Below are 22,872 nucleotides of genomic sequence, written 5' to 3'. Positions count from 1 at the left end.
AAAAAGCACAACCTACAATTTGGTTGTGCTTTTTTTATTGATTTACCATCCGAACCTTAATCAACCCTACTAAAACAAGTAAAACCTAACAAAAACGAACTCATTTCTGTATTTATTTATCAAAAACACAATTAAAAACCCTTAAAATGAATATTATTTAAAATTTTATCATTTTTTTTAATATATTCGTGTCAACAAATTAAAAAACCCTTCAAAGAATGAAAAAATTACTACTTACCCTAGCGGTGGCTGGGGCTATCGTGTCGTGTTCTAATAACGACGAAGTCATCGATCAACCAACCCCTGAAACTCAAACTGAACTTTTATCTAAAAGCAAAATCAATTCTGTAATTCAAGAATCCTTAGAAACTAAGGGTGATTTTGACTGGATGGACACTAATGCACAAACAATTTGGAGTGCTGTTAAACACGGAAACAACTTACTAACTATTGGATATGGTAATGATCCAAGTCAATTTCAAAGAAGTGCTGCTTCTAACGGAATAAAAGACAAACTTATCAACTTAGTTAGATCTATTGAAAATGAAAAGGGAGCTACTGCATCTAGAGCTACAGATGACTTATATGTAGATGAAAACATTAATGTTATTGATATTAAAGTTGAAAATATCGCAACTATTCAAGCTTTATTAGAAGATAACACAGTTCGTTACTTAGAGCCTGCTTCATATAGTTTTCAAGAAGACAACGGGGTAAGTGCTAGATCTGGTGAAGGATTTGGATGTGGTTTCAGATCTCAGAACATTGCTTCTTCAGATTTTAGAACTGTTTCTCCTGCTGCTAGAGTGCCTTGGAATTTTGATATTCATAATATTCCAGCTGCTTGGAATTATAGTACAGGTAGAGGAATTACTGTAGCTGTAATTGATTCTGGTTTATCTCCAGATCAAAGATTTATGAATCAAAACTTTAATACTGGTCAATCTTCTGGTAGATCTGTACAAAAATTTGGAACTTATGTAGATTCTATCTGGCCTTGGTCTAATAACTACGATGGAGTTAACGATAAATGTGGACATGGTACAAGCATGGCTTCTGTAGCTACAGCACCTAGAAACGGAAATAACTTACCTGTTGGTGTTGCTTACAATGCTAATTTAGTTAGTTATAGAGCTGTACAAAATGTATTAATTGATGATTATCATGAAAAAAGAGGAGTTGCTGAAGCATTAACTGCATTAGGAAACAGAAGTGATGTTAAAATTATTTCTATGTCTATTGGTTCTCCTTTTGGAATTTCTAGAGTTAGAGATGCAATTAAATATGCATACAATAGAGGAAAAATGATTATCGCTGCTGGTGGTACTTCAACTTCATTTACAACTTGGTACGGAGTTATTTTCCCAGCAAACATGAATGAAACAGTTGCTGTTACTGGATTAAAAGAAGGTAGATATACAAGATGTGGAAACTGTCACTCAGGTTCTAAAATTGATTTTACTATCGAAATGGAAAGAAACTCTGGAAACTTTGTTCCTGTGTTAAGTTCTTACAACAATGCCGCTAATTATGTTGGAGGTTCTTCTGTAGCTACTGCAACAACTGCTGGTATTGCTGCACTAGTATGGGCTAAAAACCCAACTTGGACACGTTCTCAAGTATTAGACAAAATGAAAAGAGCTGGAGAATTTTATCCAAACAGAAATTCTAACTTCGGTTACGGTAACATTAACGCTTTAAAAGCTGTACAATAACAGAAAATTATTCACAACAAAATAATCCTAAAAATCCTCACCGCTTTGGTGAGGATTTTTTTTGTGGTTCTATAAAATTAATTCTTACGAAAATCGTTTTGGCATGAACTTGGTTATATTTTACACGTAAATAATTAATGTGTAAATAACTTTTATAAATTTGCATCATAAATAAATCAATTCGTAATGAAGAAAATTACTTTTATTATCTGTTTCATTTTAATCTCAATGACCTCTTTTAGTCAAAACAGAGAAGGATCTGTATTTTATTCTTTTGTAGAAAAAACAGATACTGAATATAAGATTAACATAGACTTATATGAAGTTGGTAAGGTTGAGTTCATTAAAATAGAACTAGTAGACGAGAACAAAAACGAATTAGTTGTAGAAACAGCTGAATTAGCGCTTAGAGAAGGTAAGTACTATTTGAAGTTTAACGGAGAAGAGAAAAAAGTACTTCCTGAAGACATTAATTTATCAATTAAAAATGAGTATAACGACATTAACTATCCTCAGATAAATATAAAATTATTAGATAAGCTTTTAAGAATTGTAGATTATTCACAAAAAGTATTTTATTAAAAAAACAAAAATCCTGAGATATAATCTCAGGATTTTCTTTTAAAAGTAATTTCTTAAAGTTCTAATTAGTATAAGAACTGTAACGCTATAATATCGTTAGGACCGAACTCACCATCATCACTTGAATTAAAACAAGCAATCATAACAGAAGTTGGATCGTAACCTGCAGGAGTACCTGGAACTGGATTAGCTCCTACGCCAGCAGTACCTTCATTAGTATTTTGTCCACAACTTTGTCTAGTTTGGTAATCTGTATGACGGAAACCAACTGAGTGACCAATTTCGTGAGTGATAACATGCTCGTTTACATTAGTAGAAAACCCCTCTAATCCAAAAATTTGAACAAACTTGAAAGGATTACCATTTGTTGGGAAACCAGCAGACCCTCCTGAACCGTTTTGGTTTGGATTGTTATACACTACCATATCTTGTGGTTGGTAGTTTGTACCAAAAGTTAAATTGAATCGGATACTTAAATTTAATCTATTGTAGTTGTTAACAGCCCATTGTAAAGCAGTTTGTGCTTTATTAGAAAGACCGAAACCTCCACCACCAGTAAATCCGATAATGTTAATTACAGTGTTTTGAGCTACTAAATTGTTAGTATAGTAGTTTCTTCCAGAAAGATCTTGTAAATCAGGTAAGCTATTAATCTTGTCTTCAGTCATATGAATATCACCTTCAACTTGATACATAGGAGTAAACTCACCGTTTGGTAATACAAAATTTACCTTTTTAACACCGTTAGTATTCATGTCAAAATCTGCTAATCTAGCAACGATTTCTGTAGATACTCCGTTTTCAGCCGCAGCTTCTGGCTGATTGTTGTCCTCTGATTGACATGCGAAAAAACTCGCACCAACCAATAATAATGCAATTCGGGAGAATTTCATTTTCTTCATTTTTAAATGGTTTTTTAATGGTTTATAATTAATTTTTAACGAAATTATAACTTTTTATTTATCATTTTAACATTTATTGGTTTTTACACAAAATTAAATTTGATGTTTATAAAATAACAATGAGGATAAAATTTTAACATTTTTAACAAAAAAAAACAGTAACCTATTGATATAGAACATAATGAATTTTAACAACTGAATTGAAGAGAAATAGTTAAAATCTGAAACTAAGTTTAAACCTAAAACTTAAAAATTAACATAAAATTAAACTGTAAAAATTGATTTATAAGAGAAATGAATGCTCTATAAATCCTATCAAAAAAGTAGAGAAAAAGAAAAACCATGCTATTCATCCATCTAAAAAACATCAAAAAAAGTCGTAAAACATAATTTTAATTATGAAATATTTAACCAAAGAACAAAAACAGTAAATTTTATTGAATTATATAACATAACAAAAAAAGAAGACTTCAAAATTAATTGAAGCCTCCTTGTCTAACCAAACTTAGTATAAAAACTAACTACTACTATTTTTAACTACTTAAACTATTTTCTTTTTTAATTTCTTATTTGATAGTAAAATAAAAAGGGAACTTTTAAACTTCTCCATCTTCTCAGTTCCCTTCTTTAACCAAATTTAGTTTTAAAACTAACTACTACTTACTATTCAAACTATTTACACTACTTAAATTTTATTGCTATTTGCATAGCTTAGGGATTATTTAATGTAATTGGGAATTACCTTATATTTTTATTCTAATGAACTTTTCTTTATTATGATTTGTAACCTTTAAAACCTTGTTACATTATTATGACACATCTTTTTTTAAAAAGTCACAAAAAAGGAGACTAGAAATGAAAAATATTTTAAGTCTCCTTGTCTAACCAAACTTAGTATAAAAACTAACTACTACTATTTTTATCACTATTAACAATACAGTTAATAGTTCTTTGGATTACTTAATATAACTTGGAGTTATTTACAGGGATTACAATGAACTTCTTTTAAAAACAGTTTAATTAAACTGTTACATTTAGTAAGACACATCGGTTTTTAAAAAGTCACAAAAAGGAGGCTAAAAATTTTATCTCAAGTCTCCTTTGGTTATCAAACTTAGTTTTTAACTAACTACAAGTATTGTTATAACTTAAAAGTAACTTTATATAAATACAATGAACGTCTTAAAAATTGAACAGTATTACTTTACTGTTACATTTAATAAGACACAAGATTTTTAAAAAGGTCACAAAAAAGAAAAAACTCAATTAAATTGAGTTTTTTAGTGAAGGTATTTTCGTAAGATAATTCTATGTTCAGGAATAGATTTATCGTAATTTTCTACTAATAATTCTAGTATTTCTGGTGGATTCACTCCAATATCTTTTTCTTTCAGAAATTTAGATACGTACAAATTAAAATTTTCAGAAGTTTTTTCAAAAATTAAAAAATGCTCTGCGTTTAACTCGGTAAATGCGATTTCGTTTCCAGAAAATGCTGTTGATTTGTCTTCAAAAAAATCAGAAAAATCATAATATTTTAAAACATTCTCCATTTTAAACGATTTCAGCAGATAAACCTAACTCTAATAATCTAGTACATCTAGGTTCTAAATCTTTATACTCACCTGTTTTAACAGCACATTTTCCTTTATAATGAACTAGAATCGTACATTGTTCAGCTTGTTCTAAAGTATGTTCACAAACATCTATTAAGCTATCGATTACAAAATCAAATGTATTTACATCGTCATTATACAAAATAATCTCATGCTTACTTGTCTCTTGCACTAGTACATCTAGTTCTTCCTGAATTTTTTCAATAGTACTCATCTTCATTTCTATTTTACATATTTTAATGCTACCCAGTTATTTCTATCAATTACAGTGTCGAGTGTCATATTATACTGACTTACTTCTTTATCTATAATTGGTATATCTTCTTTATAAAAACCACTTAAAAGTAACACTCCTGAATCATTTAAACAATTCATATATGTTTTCATGTCTTTTAAAAGTATATTTCTATTGATATTAGCTATAATAACATCGTATTCCTTATTAATTAATAACGAAGCATCTCCTTCATATACTGAAATATTACTACAAGAATTTCGTTCTACGTTTTCTAAAGAATTAACATAACACCAGTTATCTATATCTATAGCATCGATAGGTTTAGCACCTTTCATCTCTGCAAAAATAGCAAGAACTCCAGTACCACACCCCATGTCTAACACTTTTTTATCTTTTACATCTAAAGATAATAAATGTTGAACCATCATATGAGTAGTTTCATGATGCCCAGTTCCAAAACTCATTTTTGGTTCAATTACAATATCGTAATCTAAATTAGGATTTTCATGAAATGGTGCTCTAATACTTACTTTATCTTCTACTTGAATTGGATTAAAATGTTTTTCCCATTCTTCATTCCAATTCGTTTGTTCTACTTCTTTAAAAGTATACTTTATATCAAACTCTGTTGATTGTAAAATAAAAATTTCGCTCAGAACATTTTCGTTCCAGTCTTTTTTTTGAATGTACGCTAGTAAACCGGTTTCATTTTCTACAAAACTTTCAAACTGCATCTCCCCTAACTCAGCAATTAAAATCTCTGTTGCTGGTACTTTTGGGTTTACTGTAAAAGAATACTCTATATATATATTATCCAATTAAATTGATTTTACTATCTCTGAAAAATCTTTAGCTTTTAATGATGCTCCTCCGATTAATCCTCCATCTACATCTGGCTTAGAGAAAATTTCTTTTGCATTATTTGGTTTTACACTTCCACCATATAAAATAGAAACTCCATCAGCCAATTTAGCATCGTAAGCTTTAGCTAACAAACCTCTAATAAACTCATGCATTTCTTGAGCTTGATCTGCAGTAGCTGTTTGTCCTGTTCCAATTGCCCAAACAGGTTCGTAGGCTAAGATAATATTTTTAAATGCTTCTGACTGTAATCCGAAAAGAGCTTTTTTCAATTGATCTTCAACAACAGCAAAATGATTTCCACTATTTCTATCTTCTAATTGCTCTCCAAAACAAAAAATAACATTTAAACCTTTACCTACAGCTGTATTTACTTTTTGAGCTAAAGCCTCATCTGTTTCATTAAAATATGCTCTTCTTTCTGAGTGTCCTAAAATTACATTCTTCACTCCAATGTCTAATAACATATCTGCAGAAATTTCACCTGTATAAGCTCCATTTTGAGCTTCGTGTAAATTTTGAGCTGAAACTTCAATACTACTTTTTTCTGTTTTTTTAACTGTATGTTGTAGGTTTACGAATGTTGGCGCAATAATAACACGCGTATTATCTAATTTTAAACCTTTTAATTCTTTTTTTAATCCTTTTAATAACTCCTTAGTTTCACCAAGAGTATTATTCATCTTCCAGTTACCTGCTACAATTTTTTGTCTCATTGTTTAGTTGTAAAGTACTTCAATTGTGAAGTTTGATTATAAATTTGATTTGATAACGATTCATCAATTATATGTATGACGAATTCTCACAAAACTACTTTTTTAATCATGAAGTTAAAACGTTATGAGTTTATTTTTTTACGAAAACGTAATATTTTACTCTAATGCAGACAGTATACGTTTATCGTTAGCTTTCACAGCATTGAAGACAGCTATACCTCCATTTTCATCTACAACCAAATATCTTGGTATCCACGATAAACCTAGAAAATCAGCGAAATTACCATCCCATCCAGACGGTAATAAATAATGTTCTCCTTGCACATCGTATTTTTTAATACCTGCTTGTAAATCAGATAAAGTATAATCTATAGATAAAAATAAGAAAACTACATTTGGATGTTTTCTTTGAATACTTTTAATAGTTGGCAACGATTCTAAACAATCTGAACACCAAGAAGCCCAAACATCTATTACTATTTTTTGTCCTTTATATTTTTCTAAAATCTTCTCGAAAGTGATTTTTTTATTATCTAATGTGTAAAACTGTTCCTCTAATGCTTCTTTAGAAAAATCTGTTTCCACTCTAAAGGTACAGCTTGATAAAACGAAACAAATAATAAGGACTAAGTATCTCATCTTATTTAAGTTTATCAGAAACTTTTGATGTTTTGTATACTACGATATTACCTTGTTCATCTATTTTAAGAAAACGAGGAATACTCTTAAGTTTTAAAAACTTTCCTAAAGCTCCATCTCCTTTTTCTTCTATATAATAAAACTGACCTTTAGGTTTCACATATTCTAAACCACGCTTCCAATCATAATATGAATGATCGACAGATAGAAAGATAAAAGTATGATCTGGATTTTCCTTTTGAAATTTCAACACATCATCGAAACTATCTTGACTTACCGGACAATAACTAGCAAAAATTTGTGCGAAAATTTTCTTCCCTTTATTTTTTTCTAACACCTCTTGAAACGTAATCGGCTTTCTGTCTAAAGTCAATAAGTTTTCTTTCAATGCTTCATTTGTAAATTGTTTCGGAGAAGCACAACTTGCTAGTATCCCAACTAAAACTATATATACGTATTTCATTTAATTCAATTTAACTCTCGGATCTAACCAAACATAAACGATATCAACCAATATATTTATTATAATAAATAAGCTAGAAATTACTAAAACACTTCCCATTATAATTGGTAAATCTAAAGTGTCTAGAGCGTTAACTATTTCTTTTCCTAAACCATTCCAGTTAAAAATATACTCTATAAAAACTGCTCCTGCTAGCATTGACGCAAACCAACCAGAAATCGCAGTTACAACTGGATTTAATGCATTTTTTAATGCATGATTTTTTATCACTTGAACACTCGTTAAACCTTTCGCTCTTGCTGTTCTAATATAATCTTGACTTAGTATTTCTAATAATGAATTCCTAGTAAGTTGAATTACAACTGCTAAAGGACGGATACCTAAAACTACTGCTGGTAGAATTAAATTTTTCCATTGAATGTAAATTCCTTCACCAAAATCATCGACTCGATACAAACTTCCTGTCATTTCTAAACCAGTATATTTATGTAATACAAAACCAAAAAACCAGGCAAATAGTATAGCCGAAAAAAATGAAGGTAAACTCATTCCCAAAGTACTAATGACTGCAATGAGTTTATCGAAAAAACTATTCACCGTAACTGCTGAAAAAACTCCGAGAATGATTCCTAAAATAAGTGCAATTGTTATTGCAACTATGGCTAACACAAATGTATTAGGCAATGTTTCTGAAATGACACTTGTGACAGCTTTTCCATTTTTCTGAAATGATTCTCGTAAATATGGATATTTTAAAACCACATCGCTATTAAATACTGAAAACAAGGTTTGTGATTTGTATTTCCCTGAAGATAAACTTGTATAATTTTCTTGATTTTTACTGTGAAATGATATCGGAGACAAATCGTTTAAATAGTATAAATACTGAGTAGTTACAGATTCATTAAATCCGTATTTCTTTCTAATCACTTCTAGCTGCTCACTATCTTCTCTTTGTCCCATTAACATTCTAGCAGGATCACCTGGTAAAACATTGAATAGAAAAAAAACAACAGTTACTACACCAAAAAGTGTAAAAAAGCCTTGAAAAATTTTGGTTGATATATATTGAAACATACTGAAACAAAGATAACAGAAACTTTAAAATAGTTACTTTTGCTTAACTTTTTAAGAACAAAAAATGACAACTGAACAACTAGTCGCTGAAATTCAACAAAAAAAATCGTTTCTATGCATTGGATTAGATGTAGATTTAAATAAAATCCCTAAACATTTATTAGAATTAGAAGATCCTATTTTTGAATTTAACAAAGCTATTATAGACGCAACTCATCATCTTTGTGTCGCATATAAACCAAATACAGCTTTTTATGAAGCTTATGGTATAAAAGGATGGAAATCTCTTGAAAAAACTATCAATTATATTAACGAGAATCATCCTAATATTTTTACAATTGCTGATGCTAAAAGAGGAGATATTGGAAATACTTCTACAATGTACGCTAAAGCTTTTTTCGAAGATTTATCTTTTGACTCTGTAACTGTAGCTCCATATATGGGAAAAGATTCTGTTGAACCATTTTTAGCTTTTGAAGACAAGCATACTATTGTGTTAGCATTAACTTCAAATACTGGTGCTTTTGATTTTCAAACACAGAAAATAGACCATAAAGAAGTCTATAAACATGTCTTAGAAACATCTAAAACATGGAAAAACTCTCAGAATCTGATGTATGTAGTTGGTGCTACTAAAGCAGAATATTTAAAAGATATTCGTCAAATTATTCCTGATAGTTTTTTATTAGTTCCAGGTGTAGGAGCTCAGGGAGGTAATTTACAAGATGTTTGTAAATACGGAATGAATTCTTCTGTTGGCTTATTAATAAATTCTTCTAGAGGAATTATCTACGCTGGAAATGACGAAAACTTTGCTAAAGCTGCGGCGGAAAAAGCAAAAGAATTACAAGAACAAATGAGTACTATACTCAACTAAAAATAAAAAAAGTCAAGGTTAACAACTCCTTGACTTATTTGATTGATTAATTCAAACAACTATACAATGATTTATAGTTGCTTACTCAAAAATACTGCGTTTTCAAGCACCCTAAAGTAACTTTGATGTAAGCTGCTTGAATTTTGAATTAAACGTGTCAACTTTGAATTAAACTGATTTAAACACATAAAAAAGGCTGTCAAAAATTGACAGCCTTTTTACTAACTAATACTAAAATTTATTAAACAAATTTAACTTCACATTAGTATCCCGATTGGGTTCTTTTTGGGGATTATTAAAAGATTGGGATTACCAACCTGGATTTTGTTGATCTCTTAAGTTAGGATTAACTGTTAAATCTCTTGTAGGAATTCCCCAAGTGAATTTATCAGCTCCTGCTGGTTGAGTTAATTGATCAAACTGAGTACCTGTTTGTAACAACGTAGTATTTTGAGGATCTCTTCTTGTGATTCCTAAATTCCATCTTCTTAAGTCATCTAATCTGAATCCTTCGAAAGCTAACTCTCTAAATCTTTCCATTCTTACAGCATCCTGTAAACCTGTACCTGATAAACCAGTTAACATAGAAGCATTACGAGCTTGTCTTAATTGATTTAATCTTACTAAAGGATCTCCTAAACCTCCATTTAAATCAGATTCAGCAGAAATTAAATACATTTCAGCAATTCTGAATAAGATTGGTGCATGTTGGAAGTTTGAATTTGCCCCTGTAAATAAAGCTGGGTTTCCTGGATACTTGTTTACTAACCAGATATCTGGGTATACAATATTTTCTTGCTCAACATCTTTTTGCTCAAAATAAATGTTTTTTCTGAAATCTGCATCTTCGTATGCATCAACAACCCATTGAGATGGAATAAAATCTGGTGCATAGTTACCTGTAGCTGCGATTAACCCTAAGTAGATGTTATTTGCTCTACCTAATTCATTTGGAGCAGAAACAAAAAGACTAGAAATTACTTCTTGGTGGAAGTCATTTGTCCACATGTTTCTTAATTGTGCTTCAGTAGTAATTAAAGGATAGTTTCCACTATTAATTAATTCTTCTGCAACAGTTTTTGCGTTAGCATAATCTTGCTTGTAAAATAAAACTCTTGCTTCTAAAGCTTTTGCTACATCAATATTAAATTTGATTGCTCCTGAAGCTCCATTAACACCTGCTAATAAAGTTTTAGCCTCAGCAATATCATTTAAAATTTGAGTGTATACTTCTTCAACTGTATTTCTTGATGGCTTTTCAGTTAAATCAAATTGAAGTACTAAAGGCACACCTAAATCAGTAGCAGCAGAAGCTGGATCATACATTTTAGCATAACGTACAACTAATCTATGGTAGTAATATGCTCTTGCTAAATGTGCTTCTCCTTTGAATGCATTTAACTCACCTGCTTCAGTAGCGTCAGCAGTTTCTATGTTATCAAAATTTTCGATTGCTAAGTTAATATCAGCAATTCCTTGGTAAGCACCAAACCAATAATCTTCGATTATTCCTGCATCAGCTAAAAATGGTAACCATCTATGAGGTGCTCCATTTCTATTTCCGTATGTTAAAGAAGCATTTACTTGGTCAGCTTGAACATCTTGAGTGAACATTCTGTTACCATATACGTTAGCTCTTAAGTTCGCATACATACCATTATTCCAGGCACGCGCATCGTTAATTGATTCAAAACTATCATCAATAGAAATTTCGTCTGTAGGAAATCTTTCTAAATCATCACAAGATGATAATCCTAGACCTAAAACTATTAAAGAGTTTATTATGATTTTATTGAATTTCATTGTTTTCTAATTAAAATTTAACTTCTAGACCAAAAGATACTTGCTTAGTATTAGGGTTAGAACCTAATGCAATGTTAGAATCCACTTCTGGATCAACACCTAAATAGTCTGTAAATGTTAATAAATTTCTTCCTACTGTAAATAATCTTACATTCTCTAATCCAACACGCTTAACGATATCACTTGGTACGTTATAAGCTAAAATGATGTTCTTTAATCTGATGAAAGATGCATCTTCAATTAAAGTAGAATCAAATTGTGTAAAGTTAGGTCCATCAAATCTTGGGAAAGTAGTTACATCTCCTGGTTGTTTCCAGTAATCTAATACTCTTGTAGATTGGTTAAATCCAGCGAATACATTTGGATTTTCTGAGAAGAATCTATCGTTGTTGATTAAGTATTTTCCACTAGAAAAAGCGAAATCAGCTTGTAAAGAGAATCCTTTGTATGCAGAAGAGAATCCGAAACCTCCATTGATTGGTGCATTTCTCTTAATACCAGTACTTTGTTGTAAAGCAGCTGTATTAAAATTAGAAGTTACATTGTTTCTATCTGTGTTAGGGTTAACAACTTGACTTGGATCTGCATTTGGTAAATACCATTCAGATAAACCAGTTTGTGGGTTAACTCCAGCATGGATTGGATAGAAATATGTTACAGGTTGACCAACAGCCCAAGCAACTCCTGTATTTGGAATAATCCAGAAATCGTTACCGTCGAATAATTCAGTTACTCTTTCTTGGTTGTAGTTAATGTTGATGTAAGGACTGAAGTAGAAATCTTCTCCAGAAAGTAAATCAAAACTTAAGTTAACATCAACACCTTGGTTAGTTAATTCACCAACGTTACTTCTGATATCTTCAACACCAGTAGTTAATCCGATTGGCACATCTAATAACATCGCGCTAGTCTTTCTGTTATAGTAATCTACTCCTAAACGAACTCTATTAAATAATTCAGCAGAAAAACCAACAGATAATTTTGATTGCTCTTCCCAAGTTAAGTTAGGGTTACCTGGATTTCCAATTTGGAAACCTGTACCTCCATTATATTGATTTGCTCCTGCAGTTGCAATAGACTGGAAGTTGATAGCGATAGACTGACCGATGTTAGCTAAATCAACATCTGTGTTACCAGCGTTACCACTTGTACCGTAACTACCTCTTAAAGATAAATCGTTTAACCAATTAACATTATCTAAGAAGTTTTCTTTTTTGATTTTCCATAAACCTCCAACAGACCAGAATGTTGCACTTCTGTTGTTTGCTCCAAATCTAGAAGATCCATCTTGTCTTACAGAAAAATCGAAGAAATACTTATTGTTATAATCATATTCTAATCTACCAAAGTAAGATTCAAATACAAAACTAGAGTTATCTTCAAATACATCTCTGTTATCTGGACCTAAGTCTAACTCTATTAAACGATCATCAGTTAATCCATTAGAGCTAGCTCCAAAAGATCTAAAGTTGTTATCTAAAATCTCGTGACCAACTAAAGCTGTGAAGCTGTTAGAATCGTTGATTTTAAATTTGTATTCTGCAGTATTCGTAACTGTTAATGTTGTAGATCTATCAGTACGTCTTGAAATTGATCCATTTCCTAAACTTCCAATGAAAGAAGGAAGTCTTACATTATTTTGAGTAAAATCGAAGAAGTCTAAACCTGCTTGAGTTTTAATCTTTAAGTTTTTGAATGGCTCAACCTGTACATAACCAGATGGGTTTAACTGAATTCTTTCAGCATCATTTTGGAATTTTTCTTCTCTATATGCTGGGTGAAATCTACCCCATCCTGGAATTCTATCGAAACGTACTCCATTCTCATCAACTGGTGAGAACCAAGGTTGTGCTAACCAAGCTAAACCTCTGTTTGTACTGTTAGATCCTGAAGGATTTAACTCTCTTTCGTCATATCCTAAAGATAAATTTACACCAACACGTAACCAATCTTTAACTTTAGAGTCTAAGTTAGTTCTGAAAGTATATCTTTCGAAATCTGATTGGTAAGCAATACCTTCTTGATTAGTCTGACTTGCAGAAATATAGTATGTAGTTTTCTCACCACCTCCAGAAATAGAGATATCGTTCTGAGTTAAACCAACATTTTCTTTATAGTATACTTGATACCATTTTGTATCATTAGGATTATCTAATAATAATTGATCAGCATTAGCTCTAGTTCTGAAACCAGTTTCAACTTGGAAATCTGCTAATTGTCTACTGTTTAATACATTTTCGAAGAAATCTGTATTCGCTAAGTTAGAAATACTATACTGAGTTCTGATAGTTACTTTAGGATCAGTGTTAATTCTACCTTTCTTAGAAGTAATGTAGATTACACCGTTTGCAGCTCTCGATCCGTAGATAGAAGTAGCAGATGCATCTTTTAATACAGTAACACTTTCAAAATCATTTGAGTTTAAAGACGTTAATGTAGATGAATTAACAGGAACTCCGTCTAATACTACTAAAGGAGTAGAACCTCCACTTAAAGATCCAGTACCGTGAAGTCTGAATGTAGGAGTAGCAGAAGGCTCACCAGAAGAAGTTAAAACTTGTAAACCTGGTACTCTACCTTGTAATCCATCCATTACGTTTGCAGATGGCTTATCTTGAATAACTTCGCTAGAAACACTTGATATCGCACCAACTACAGAACCTACTTTTTTAGCAGAACCATATCCGATAACTACAATCTCTTCTAAAATTTGGTCACTCTTTAAAGTAACATCAATTTTATTTGAAACACCAACTTTTCTTTCTTCAGTTTGCATTCCAACGAAACTAAACACTAGAACCTCACCTGGCTTAGTTTTGATTGAATATCTTCCATCTCCGTCTGTTTCAGTACCACGAGAAGTGTTTTTAATAATTACGTTAACACCTGGTAGTGGGCCAACATCATCTGATACAACACCACTTACTGTTTTGTCTTGTGCGTTTACTTTAAAGATAACGCTCAAAAACAATAGCAAGTACATTGCATTTTTAAAACGAAATTTCATAAAATTATTTAATTTAATTGATTAGGGGGCTAAATTTATTCCCAATCTATCTTTGTTAAAATCCTTTTGAAGTAAAGCGCCCTTTTTTTGATGTAAGTAGTCGTTTTTAAGTGATAAAAAACTCAAATGTTAAATTCTAGTTATAACCATGTTAAAGAACATAATATTTTACTAAAAAAAGCATTTACTTTTATACTTTCGTCGCCCGATCAACTCAATAATTATAAAGACATTATGAATTTGAAATACATTATAGTTGATAATCAAAAAGTTGCTAGAACTAGAATAGAAAAATTACTAAACAATTTTAATTCTTTTCAAAATGTTGGTAGTTTATCTAATGGTACAGAAGCTATAGATCATATAAACTTTTTAAAACCTGACGTGGTTTTTTTAGACATTGAATTAGAAGACATTACAGGATTTGATATTATAGATGGAGTCTCAAAAGATAGTAAACCTCTATTTGTTTTTATTACTGAACGTAATGATTTTGCCCATAAAGCTTTCGATTACCTTGCTTTTGATTACTTGTTAAAACCATTTAGCGATAATAGGTTTTATCAATGTATTAACAATATTATTGCTCATAAGAAAAAAGACGACTTACTGAACATTCAAACAAGTATAGCAGACATACTTAATATAATTCAGCAAAAAGAAGCTACAGAGCAAAAAAAGATTAGCGTTAAAACTGGAAATAAAATTCTTTTTATAGAAACAGATACAATTAAACACATTTCTGCTTCGGGTTATTATGTTGAAATATTTACTACTGACAATAGAATGCATTTACTTCGTGAATCGCTATCGAGTTTAATACGTAGACTTAATTCTCCTAAGTTTATGAGAATTCATAGATCTACAATAATCAACTCTGAATTTATCGAAGAAATAATCGTTTCTAATTATGGTGAAACTGACGTGAAAATTGCTGACGTAAAAACTACATTTAGAGTTAGTAAAGGTTACAAGAAAGAATTTCAAGAGTTAATGGGAATCAAATAATCCGATTATTTTATTAATTTCGATGCGATGAATATTGAAATTAAAGATCAGCTTAATAGATTAATCTCTTTAGATAAAACTCCAAAACGAATTATCTCACTAGTTCCAAGTCAGACTGAACTTTTATACGATTTAGGTTTAGAAGACAGTATTGTTGGCCTAACTAAATTCTGTGTACACCCATACCATTTAAAACAAACCAAAACTATTGTTGGAGGAACAAAAAACATAAAGATTGAAAAAATAAAGGCATTAAATCCTGATATCATCTTATGTAATAAAGAAGAAAATACCAAAGAAATTGTTGAGGCTTGTGAAGGAATTACTACTGTTCATGTTTCTGATATTTTTACACTTGATGACGCTATTGAACTTATAGAACAATATGGTAAGTTATTTTCTTGTAGAACAGAATCGCAGAAAATAATTCAAAAACTACAATTTAAGATTACTGACTTTAAAGAATTCATTAAAGATATACCCTCTAAGAAAGTAGCTTATTTTATCTGGAGAAATCCTTGGATGACTGCTGCGAATAATACTTTTATCAATCATATTCTAGAATTGAATAAGTTTGAAAACATTTATAAGAATAAAGAAAGGTATCCTGAAATAGAACTAAAAAAAATACGTCTTGAAGGTGATCCTGATTTAGTTTTTTTATCTTCCGAACCTTATCCTTTTAAAGAAGAACATGCTTTCGAAATTGGAAGATGTACACACCATGCCAAAACTGTATTTGTAGACGGAGAGCTTTTTTCGTGGTATGGAAGTAGACTTTTAAAATCTTTTGATTATTTCAAAAAATTACACCAACGAATTATCTAAATACCTAACTCTATTGATTTTTTCTAAAATCTTTAGAGCTTTATAAAAAGCTATGTCACTCTTAGCTTCATCTTCATACCTATAATCATTAGACCGTTCTATTAATTTTGAATAGCGTTCTTCTAAATGTTCTCTATAGCGATGAAGTTGAGTTAAGCGTGACATAGTTTAAGCGATTATTTCTATAAATATAGAAATAAAAATCTGAAAAACAAAGACTTAACCTACCTCTTGTCTTGTAAAGCAAAGACTCTTCTAAGTAAATCTGTATTACGTAATCCTACCTTATTTCTAATTCCTTTTTCTTCAACAGCGATCATTGTAAAAACTCCTTTTAAAGCTTCAGTAGTTACATAATCTGTTAAATCTGGATTTACCTTTTTTACGAAAGGAATTCCGTTGTATTTAGTAATTAAATTAGCCCAAATTTGATCTGCTCCTACTCTACCAAAAGATTTTTTAATAACTGGATTAAACTTTGAATATAACGGGCTTTTAGTTTTTCCTTCTAAATAACTAGTCGCCGCTCTATCACTTCCTAATAATATCTTTTTAGCATCATTAAACGTAATGTCTTTAACCGCAGTTACAAAAATTGGTGTCGCAGTTTTTACTGCATCTTCAGCAGCTCTATTCAAAGCCTTTATTCCTTCATCGGCTAATTTACTTAATCCTATTTTTCTTAATCCGCTATCTACAGCTTTCAATTCTTTAGGAAGAACAATTTTTACTAGCTCATTTCTATAAAAACCATCTTTCGCTGTAAGTTTCTTTACTTGATGTTGAATTCCGTTATCTAAAGCTTGTCGTAATCCTGCTCCTATTTGTGCTTGGGTTAAAGCTCCTGTTTTAGGTAACTGACTTGCTATTTTTTGTAATTCGTCGCAACCAACAAATTGTAATGCGATACAAACTATTAAAATTCTTTTAATCATGTGTTTTAAATTTATTTACTAATTATTTAGGATACATTTTATCTAATAAGGTCACAATTATTTAAAGCTATCTGTATTCTTATCATATCCATACGGACAATGTTTACATCCACTTTTACAACAATAACCTCTTCTTAAATGATATTCTTCTTTAAAAACTCTATATCCCTGTTCATTCGTATAATACTCATGAGGTTCAGCCTTCAATATTTTTTTCATATCAACAAAGATAAATTATTATCAATTTACCTTCCTCTTTTCAGAACATACTTTTCACTTACAAAACAAATAAAACCTTTCAAAAGCTTTTTTGCTTGATTCGGAAACTTTAGCACTTTTAAACCATCCATTGAAACTAGTTTTGAAGTAATTATAAACCTATTAAATCTAAAATTATGAAAAAATTACTAGCCATTGGTATGGCAAGTCTTTTTCTGGCAATTGGATGTTCAGAAAAAGAATTAATCGAAACTTCAACAGAGATTGAAAAAGATGCTTTAGTCTTAAAAGAAAAAACTAAAAACAATCGCGAAATTACTTTACATCAAAAAGCTGCTACTGTATTCAACAAAATACTCGCTTTAGATGGAGTAAGTAAAGATTTATCTTTAACTGTTGAAAAAAATGCTGTTAAACACAGTAATACGCAATTTCAAGGATATGTATTTGAAGATCATGTAATGATGAGAACAGATTTTGTTTTTGAAGATGATATTATAATGTTAACGAACAATTCTTTTGAAGAAAAGCGTTTTGAAGTTCCTGCTCATCAAGTTTTTGAAGATCATCTTATTTTAAATGTTTCTCCTAATATTTTTGAAGATAATATTGCAATGTTAGTAGAAGATTTTGTTACTGAAGATCATGTAATGCTTAGGGTAAAAACAATTAAAGATGATGTTCTTCCTTCTGCTGCTATTGGAATTAGAGATGATATTTTAAAAGGAGAAAAAACTTTCAAGAATATTTTTAATTCAATTTATGAAAGTTTATATCCAGAAGATAAATTCGGATTAGATTATATTTTAGACATCTATCCTAACTTATTTTTAAGTACTAATCAATCTTATTTCTATAGTAGTAATAACAATTCTACTTTCCCTCTTTCAAACCTTTCTACACAAAGCACTGAAATCTGTACTGGAAGTAATGCTACTAGTGTTAATTTAACACTTATTAAAGATGGAGAAAGCGTTTTAGGTAATTACTACTATAGAAATAATATCAATTCAGTTGTATTAAAAACATCAGGTGGAGTAACGAAAGCGGTATACAATGGTTCTGGTGGAACTGGAAGCTTGACCATAGATCCTACTAATAAATTTTTCGTCTACACTGAAAATACTCCTATTACTCCAGGTAGTTATTTCTTACAGATTTTTTATAGTAATGGTACTACAAATCTTGGTGGATATTTTAGTATTTCCACGATTAACTCTCCGTATTTAGAACTTTTCATGCATTATGAAACTAAAGAGAATTTAGATTATAGTGTTAACAGAGCTCAACAATATTTACACCCACCTAATAGTAATCCACATCGTGTAACAACTGTTTTTCATGGAAATAATGAACCTGTTACTTTTAATCCGTGGTTATCAAAAGGAGTTTCTAATTATAGTTTAACACTTACAGAAGTTAATACAGGAATAACAGAAACTTTAACAGGATTAAATTTAAGCGGAGATGATTTTGTTGTAGATCTTAGAAACCGTTTTAATATGTATATAGGAACTAGTTTATCGCTTCAATATATAAAAAATGAGTATCGACTAACAATGAACGCTACTGATTGTAATAATAATTCGATAAGCAAAACAATAACATTTTACATAGACTCAAGAGCGAGATTACACCCTTAAACAAGGAATTCATTATCAATTAAATATTATTAAAATAAAAAAGACTGTTGTTTACAACAGTCTTTTTACGTTTCATTATTTATAATTTCCTTCGATTATCACCTGATTGTGTATCAATCAGTTTATTATAAGGATCAACTCCTACTTCAATTGGCTTTTTATCAACAATAATTGAAATAGTATTGTTTATCGCAGTTATCTTATGCTTCTTAAGATATAACTCCGTTTCTTTTACCTTTCCGTCAACTTCTTCTTCACCGAAAATTCCAATATCAATATAATCTGCTAATGGCACAGAAAGAATTGGCTTTTTCATTTTTTCAGTTTTATAAGAAATTGTATCTCCAGATTTTTCTCCAAAGTAACGTTTTCCTTTATCATCGTTTCTATACTTACTTACATTAAATTCTATATCAACTTGATATTTACCATTTTCAAGCTCTTTTGTAGATGCTTTTACAATCTTATTCCTGTATAATGTAATAGTTTCAAACATGTCTTTAATTACATACTGTAAACTATCTGGAGTTTTCTCACGAATGTAATCTACCATTTCAATTGAAGTTGTATAAGGAGGAACTTGAAACTTCACTTTTTCTACATACGATTTTAAAGCATTATTTAAGTTTTCTTCACCAATATAATCACTCAAAGCATAAAAAATTAATGATCCTTTTTGGTAATGAATATAACCTTGTCCGTCGTTATACATTAATGGTTTTTCTCGTTTTCTCTCAAAAGTTCTCTGAGTTAAATAACCATCTAAAGCTTTCTTTAAAAATTTACGCATTTCTGTTTTTCCTGCTTTATGTTCTAGAACTTTTAAAGAAACATACTCTGATAAACTTTCTGAAAGCATCGTTGCACCTAACACATCTGCTCCAATAACTTGATGTGCCCACCATTGATGCGCCAACTCGTGTACTGTTACAGAGAAAGGATAATCTACACCTTCGTCTTCTTTATTTACATCTGCAATAAATCCTATAGATTCTGAATATGGAATTGTATTTGGAAAAGATTGTGCAAAACTTCCTCCAGTTTTAGGAAACTCAATAATGCGTACTTGTTTATGTTGATACGGACTAAAGCTTTTTGAATTATATTCTAATGACGCTTTAATTCCTTCCATCATTCGATCTAAATTGAACTCATGACCTTTATGATAATAAATTTCAAGATTTACATCTTTCCATTTGTCTTTTTTAATTTCATAACGAGCAGAATTGAAAGCATAGAAATTTAAAATTTTACTATCCATTTTATAATGGAAATATCGACGTCCATCTTTCTTCCACTCTTTTTGTAAATATCCTGGAGCAATTGCTATTTGATCTTCACTTGTAGATACTGTTGCTTCAAAATCAATCCAATCGCTATCTTTTGAAATATAAGTATCACCTAAAGCCGTACTATCTGAAGGATGAGGCTTTAAATCATTCTTTCCTAAACCGTACTTTTTACGAGTACTATCATCTCTTAACTCACCATCATCTGAATATCCAAAAGAAGGAAAAATACTACTATTCATAAATGTTCCATTCTCTCGTACAGGTGAATTCTTTCTCCAAAATGTATTTGGTTTATTCTTCACAGTAAAAGCTAATTCTAAACTATCTCCTGGCTGTAATGGTGTTTTCAGTTTATAAATATCGAAGTTCTGAATTGTATCTTCATGAACTAAATCTGTAGCTTTATTAAACTTAAAAGTACTTGGATAATTATTATGATTTAAAAACAAACTATCTATTACTTCATTTGTTTTATTAATCATTTTATAGGTTCCAGCAGATTTAAAATCATATGAATTAGGGAAAATATCCATATTTACATTCACCGCTACAATTCTAGGCTGTGCTTTTCCTTCATACTTTTTATAATCTTTTTCCCATTTTACTCGAAGCTCTTCTCTTTCCTTACTAGAAGTACGTTCGTTTTTAATATTATTTTCATAATAGATTCTTCCTCCTAAACCTAAAAAGACTACTAAAATCACTGCTAGAGCTGCTCCGCTTTTAAGATTGAATCTTTGTTTAAGAATTGATAAACGCTCTTTAAATGAATGTGGAAGACCACGTACCCAAAATAATCCGGTTAAGATTAATAATACTAAACAAAACAGTCCCCAGTAAGTTTTATAAATAAAATATCCTTTTAATGAAGATCCGTAACCATTCATATCAGAATAATTAAATCCGGCTCCTTGATTAAATTTAAATATTGATTGTTCTATTCCAATATTTCCTAACAACGGAATTCCGATACTTAAGACTAATAAAACTACCAATCCAACATACGGATTACGTAATAAGGTTTGTACAAATAATGCTAATACTGCCCAAATTGCAAAATGCCAAAATTTTAAAACGAATAATTCATAAAAATAATGACCAAATTCGTAGTTATAATATCCTTTATATGTTTGATAAATAACTCCTGAAAGCATTACTAGTGATAAAATAATCAACTGAACTTTTAATAATGCTGTAAATTTAGATAACCATAATACCCAATTTGGTGTTGGAGTTACATCAACCAAATGATTCGCATTAACCATTCTTCCTCTGTGAACTAATAATCCAGCATATAAAAATGTGATGATAATCATTGAGATATTGAAACCGTTCATACTAATTTGTAACATTTTCCATGTTACTGGTAAAGTTTCAGCTCCAAATACTAATCCGGTTTGTGATAATCCTATTACAGATATAATTAATCCAACTAAAGCAATCGAAATAAAAGGCAAAGATTTTACTACATATTTGAAATCTATTTTAGAAAGTTTCCAAACACTTTTTAAATGATGTGAAAGTGAATGTGTGTATGTTACCTTTGGTAAGCTAATTCTAGTGATTCCTCCAAAGTTTTTCTTAATTGCTCGTATTTCTTTTTCTTTCTTAAACCAATTGAATGTAAAAGCTCCTTGAGAGAAAGAGAATTTTTTAAATACAAATCCGAATACTAACGCAGATACACCTAACCAGATTAATCTATTGTATATAATCACACTACCAATTGGTAATGGTGATTCATTTTGCTCAGCGATCGTCCAATAACGAGTATAGTAATCCATTGCTCCAAAACCATAAGGGTCTAACAACCCTGTTAATAATCTATTGTCTTGTTCTGCAACCATAGACACTAATAACCCTTGAATCAACATAACAGCTAAAACGCTAATAAAACCTGCTGCAATATTTCTACTGAAAGTAACTACAGCAAAAACAATAGCTCCAAATAATATTAGATTCGGAATTACATAAATAAAATAAGAATGCACATATGATCCAAAACTAAAAGCTCCTACAATTTCTGGATTAGTTCCTGGTAATCTAAAACCTAAAATTAATCCTAAACCTATAGCAAAAACAATGAGCGTTACTATAGTTAACCCACTTAAAAACTTAGCAAATAAATAATTGGTTTTTGTGAATGGATATGAATATAAAATAGAGTGCATTTCACTCTTATAATCTCTAAAAATAGTTACCCCTATTATTGATGGTAATAAAAAGTAAATCAGCTGACTCATCCCATTAAATAAGTCATTAACTCCTTTAGGAGAATTTACAATTTTATGACCTCCTGTACTAACTGTGATACTATCAAAAATACCAGCAGTAGCTGCAGCAAAAAAGATAGAAACAAAGAACAGTATGACTAAATATATATAAAAGGCTGGTTTCTTAAACCAATACCTTACCTCGTGTTTAAATATTGTTGAAAACATAGTTATAAAG

General features: G+C 30.3%; 20 protein-coding genes. 6 read left to right on the top strand and 14 right to left on the bottom strand.

Going from position 1 to position 22,872, the window contains the following annotated elements; translation table 11 throughout:
- The first annotated feature begins 218 nt into the window (after nucleotides 1-218).
- Entirely contained in the window at nucleotides 219-1,715 is a 1,497-nt protein-coding gene (locus Q1A15_RS13270; RefSeq protein WP_299624674.1) for a S8/S53 family peptidase, read from the top strand.
- Between the two features lie 186 nt (nucleotides 1,716-1,901).
- The gene (locus Q1A15_RS13265; protein ID WP_299624671.1) at nucleotides 1,902-2,297 is read left to right on the top strand and encodes a hypothetical protein; all 396 of its coding nucleotides are present in this window, start codon (nucleotides 1,902-1,904) and stop codon (nucleotides 2,295-2,297) included.
- Nucleotides 2,298-2,362: 65 nt separating this feature from the next.
- Here Q1A15_RS13265 and Q1A15_RS13260 read toward each other — a convergent pair whose 3' ends face one another.
- The 8 genes from Q1A15_RS13260 to Q1A15_RS13225 all read right to left on the bottom strand — a co-directional run bounded on the left by Q1A15_RS13260 (nucleotide 2,363) and on the right by Q1A15_RS13225 (nucleotide 8,809).
- Complete coding sequence (locus tag Q1A15_RS13260) at nucleotides 2,363-3,190, bottom strand: M57 family metalloprotease (RefSeq protein WP_363322680.1); 828 nt, start codon at nucleotides 3,188-3,190, stop codon at nucleotides 2,363-2,365.
- Nucleotides 3,191-4,479: 1,289 nt separating this feature from the next.
- Entirely contained in the window at nucleotides 4,480-4,752 is a 273-nt protein-coding gene (locus tag Q1A15_RS13255; protein WP_299624665.1) for a hypothetical protein, read from the bottom strand.
- A gap of 1 nt (nucleotide 4,753) precedes the next feature.
- Complete coding sequence (locus tag Q1A15_RS13250; protein ID WP_299624661.1) at nucleotides 4,754-5,029, bottom strand: ATP-dependent Clp protease adaptor ClpS; 276 nt, start codon at nucleotides 5,027-5,029, stop codon at nucleotides 4,754-4,756.
- 8 nt (nucleotides 5,030-5,037) lie between these two features.
- On the bottom strand, nucleotides 5,038-5,871 hold the full coding sequence (gene prmA, locus Q1A15_RS13245; protein WP_299624658.1) for a 50S ribosomal protein L11 methyltransferase: 834 nt from the start codon (nucleotides 5,869-5,871) through the stop codon (nucleotides 5,038-5,040).
- A complete protein-coding gene (gene tpiA, locus Q1A15_RS13240; RefSeq protein ID WP_299624655.1) occupies nucleotides 5,872-6,630 on the bottom strand; it encodes a triose-phosphate isomerase in 759 nt (252 codons plus the stop codon).
- A gap of 156 nt (nucleotides 6,631-6,786) precedes the next feature.
- On the bottom strand, nucleotides 6,787-7,269 hold the full coding sequence (locus Q1A15_RS13235; protein WP_299624652.1) for a TlpA disulfide reductase family protein: 483 nt from the start codon (nucleotides 7,267-7,269) through the stop codon (nucleotides 6,787-6,789).
- A gap of 1 nt (nucleotide 7,270) precedes the next feature.
- Nucleotides 7,271-7,732 carry a TlpA family protein disulfide reductase gene (locus Q1A15_RS13230; protein WP_299624649.1) on the bottom strand — a complete coding sequence of 154 codons (462 nt, stop codon included), beginning with the start codon at nucleotides 7,730-7,732 and terminating at the stop codon, nucleotides 7,271-7,273.
- The gene (locus Q1A15_RS13225) at nucleotides 7,733-8,809 is read right to left on the bottom strand and encodes an ABC transporter permease (protein ID WP_299624646.1); all 1,077 of its coding nucleotides are present in this window, start codon (nucleotides 8,807-8,809) and stop codon (nucleotides 7,733-7,735) included.
- A gap of 64 nt (nucleotides 8,810-8,873) precedes the next feature.
- On the opposite strand from Q1A15_RS13225, the gene pyrF reads away from it, so the two are divergent.
- A complete protein-coding gene (gene pyrF / locus Q1A15_RS13220; RefSeq protein ID WP_299624643.1) occupies nucleotides 8,874-9,686 on the top strand; it encodes an orotidine-5'-phosphate decarboxylase in 813 nt (270 codons plus the stop codon).
- Nucleotides 9,687-9,995: 309 nt separating this feature from the next.
- On the opposite strand, the gene Q1A15_RS13215 is transcribed toward pyrF, so the two are convergent.
- Together Q1A15_RS13215 and Q1A15_RS13210 are read right to left on the bottom strand one after the other, a co-directional pair.
- Nucleotides 9,996-11,489 (bottom strand): RagB/SusD family nutrient uptake outer membrane protein, encoded by a 1,494-nt coding sequence (locus Q1A15_RS13215; protein WP_299624640.1) that lies wholly within the window; start codon nucleotides 11,487-11,489, stop codon nucleotides 9,996-9,998.
- A 10-nt stretch (nucleotides 11,490-11,499) separates the two neighbouring features.
- The gene (locus tag Q1A15_RS13210; protein WP_299624637.1) at nucleotides 11,500-14,496 is read right to left on the bottom strand and encodes a SusC/RagA family TonB-linked outer membrane protein; all 2,997 of its coding nucleotides are present in this window, start codon (nucleotides 14,494-14,496) and stop codon (nucleotides 11,500-11,502) included.
- A 234-nt stretch (nucleotides 14,497-14,730) separates the two neighbouring features.
- Between Q1A15_RS13210 and Q1A15_RS13205 the strand changes: the two genes are divergently transcribed.
- The gene (locus Q1A15_RS13205) at nucleotides 14,731-15,504 is read left to right on the top strand and encodes a LytTR family DNA-binding domain-containing protein (protein WP_299624633.1); all 774 of its coding nucleotides are present in this window, start codon (nucleotides 14,731-14,733) and stop codon (nucleotides 15,502-15,504) included.
- A 27-nt stretch (nucleotides 15,505-15,531) separates the two neighbouring features.
- Entirely contained in the window at nucleotides 15,532-16,332 is an 801-nt protein-coding gene (locus Q1A15_RS13200) for a helical backbone metal receptor (RefSeq protein ID WP_299624630.1), read from the top strand.
- On the opposite strand, the gene Q1A15_RS13195 is transcribed toward Q1A15_RS13200, so the two are convergent.
- From Q1A15_RS13195 to Q1A15_RS13185, 3 genes are read right to left on the bottom strand one after another with little or no spacing between them, the layout of a single operon-like run.
- On the bottom strand, nucleotides 16,312-16,497 hold the full coding sequence (locus Q1A15_RS13195) for a Lacal_2735 family protein (protein ID WP_299624627.1): 186 nt from the start codon (nucleotides 16,495-16,497) through the stop codon (nucleotides 16,312-16,314). The two genes, Q1A15_RS13200 and Q1A15_RS13195, sit on opposite strands and share 21 nt — an antisense overlap.
- A gap of 59 nt (nucleotides 16,498-16,556) precedes the next feature.
- Nucleotides 16,557-17,267 carry a DUF4197 domain-containing protein gene (locus Q1A15_RS13190; protein WP_299624624.1) on the bottom strand — a complete coding sequence of 237 codons (711 nt, stop codon included), beginning with the start codon at nucleotides 17,265-17,267 and terminating at the stop codon, nucleotides 16,557-16,559.
- A 57-nt stretch (nucleotides 17,268-17,324) separates the two neighbouring features.
- A complete protein-coding gene (locus Q1A15_RS13185; RefSeq protein ID WP_299624621.1) occupies nucleotides 17,325-17,486 on the bottom strand; it encodes a DUF5522 domain-containing protein in 162 nt (53 codons plus the stop codon).
- A gap of 176 nt (nucleotides 17,487-17,662) precedes the next feature.
- Here Q1A15_RS13185 and Q1A15_RS13180 point away from each other — a divergent pair, with 176 nt between their 5' ends.
- Complete coding sequence (locus Q1A15_RS13180; RefSeq protein WP_299624618.1) at nucleotides 17,663-19,129, top strand: hypothetical protein; 1,467 nt, start codon at nucleotides 17,663-17,665, stop codon at nucleotides 19,127-19,129.
- Nucleotides 19,130-19,208: 79 nt separating this feature from the next.
- Here the strand turns inward: Q1A15_RS13180 and Q1A15_RS13175 are convergent, their stop codons facing one another.
- Nucleotides 19,209-22,862 carry a M1 family aminopeptidase gene (locus Q1A15_RS13175; RefSeq protein WP_299624615.1) on the bottom strand — a complete coding sequence of 1,218 codons (3,654 nt, stop codon included), beginning with the start codon at nucleotides 22,860-22,862 and terminating at the stop codon, nucleotides 19,209-19,211.
- Between the last annotated feature and the right edge of the window lie 10 nt (nucleotides 22,863-22,872).

Origin of the sequence: uncultured Tenacibaculum sp., assembly GCF_947495995.1 — a bacterium.
Taxonomy (GTDB): domain Bacteria; phylum Bacteroidota; class Bacteroidia; order Flavobacteriales; family Flavobacteriaceae; genus Polaribacter.
This window is presented reverse-complemented; position numbering and strand designations above follow the sequence as displayed.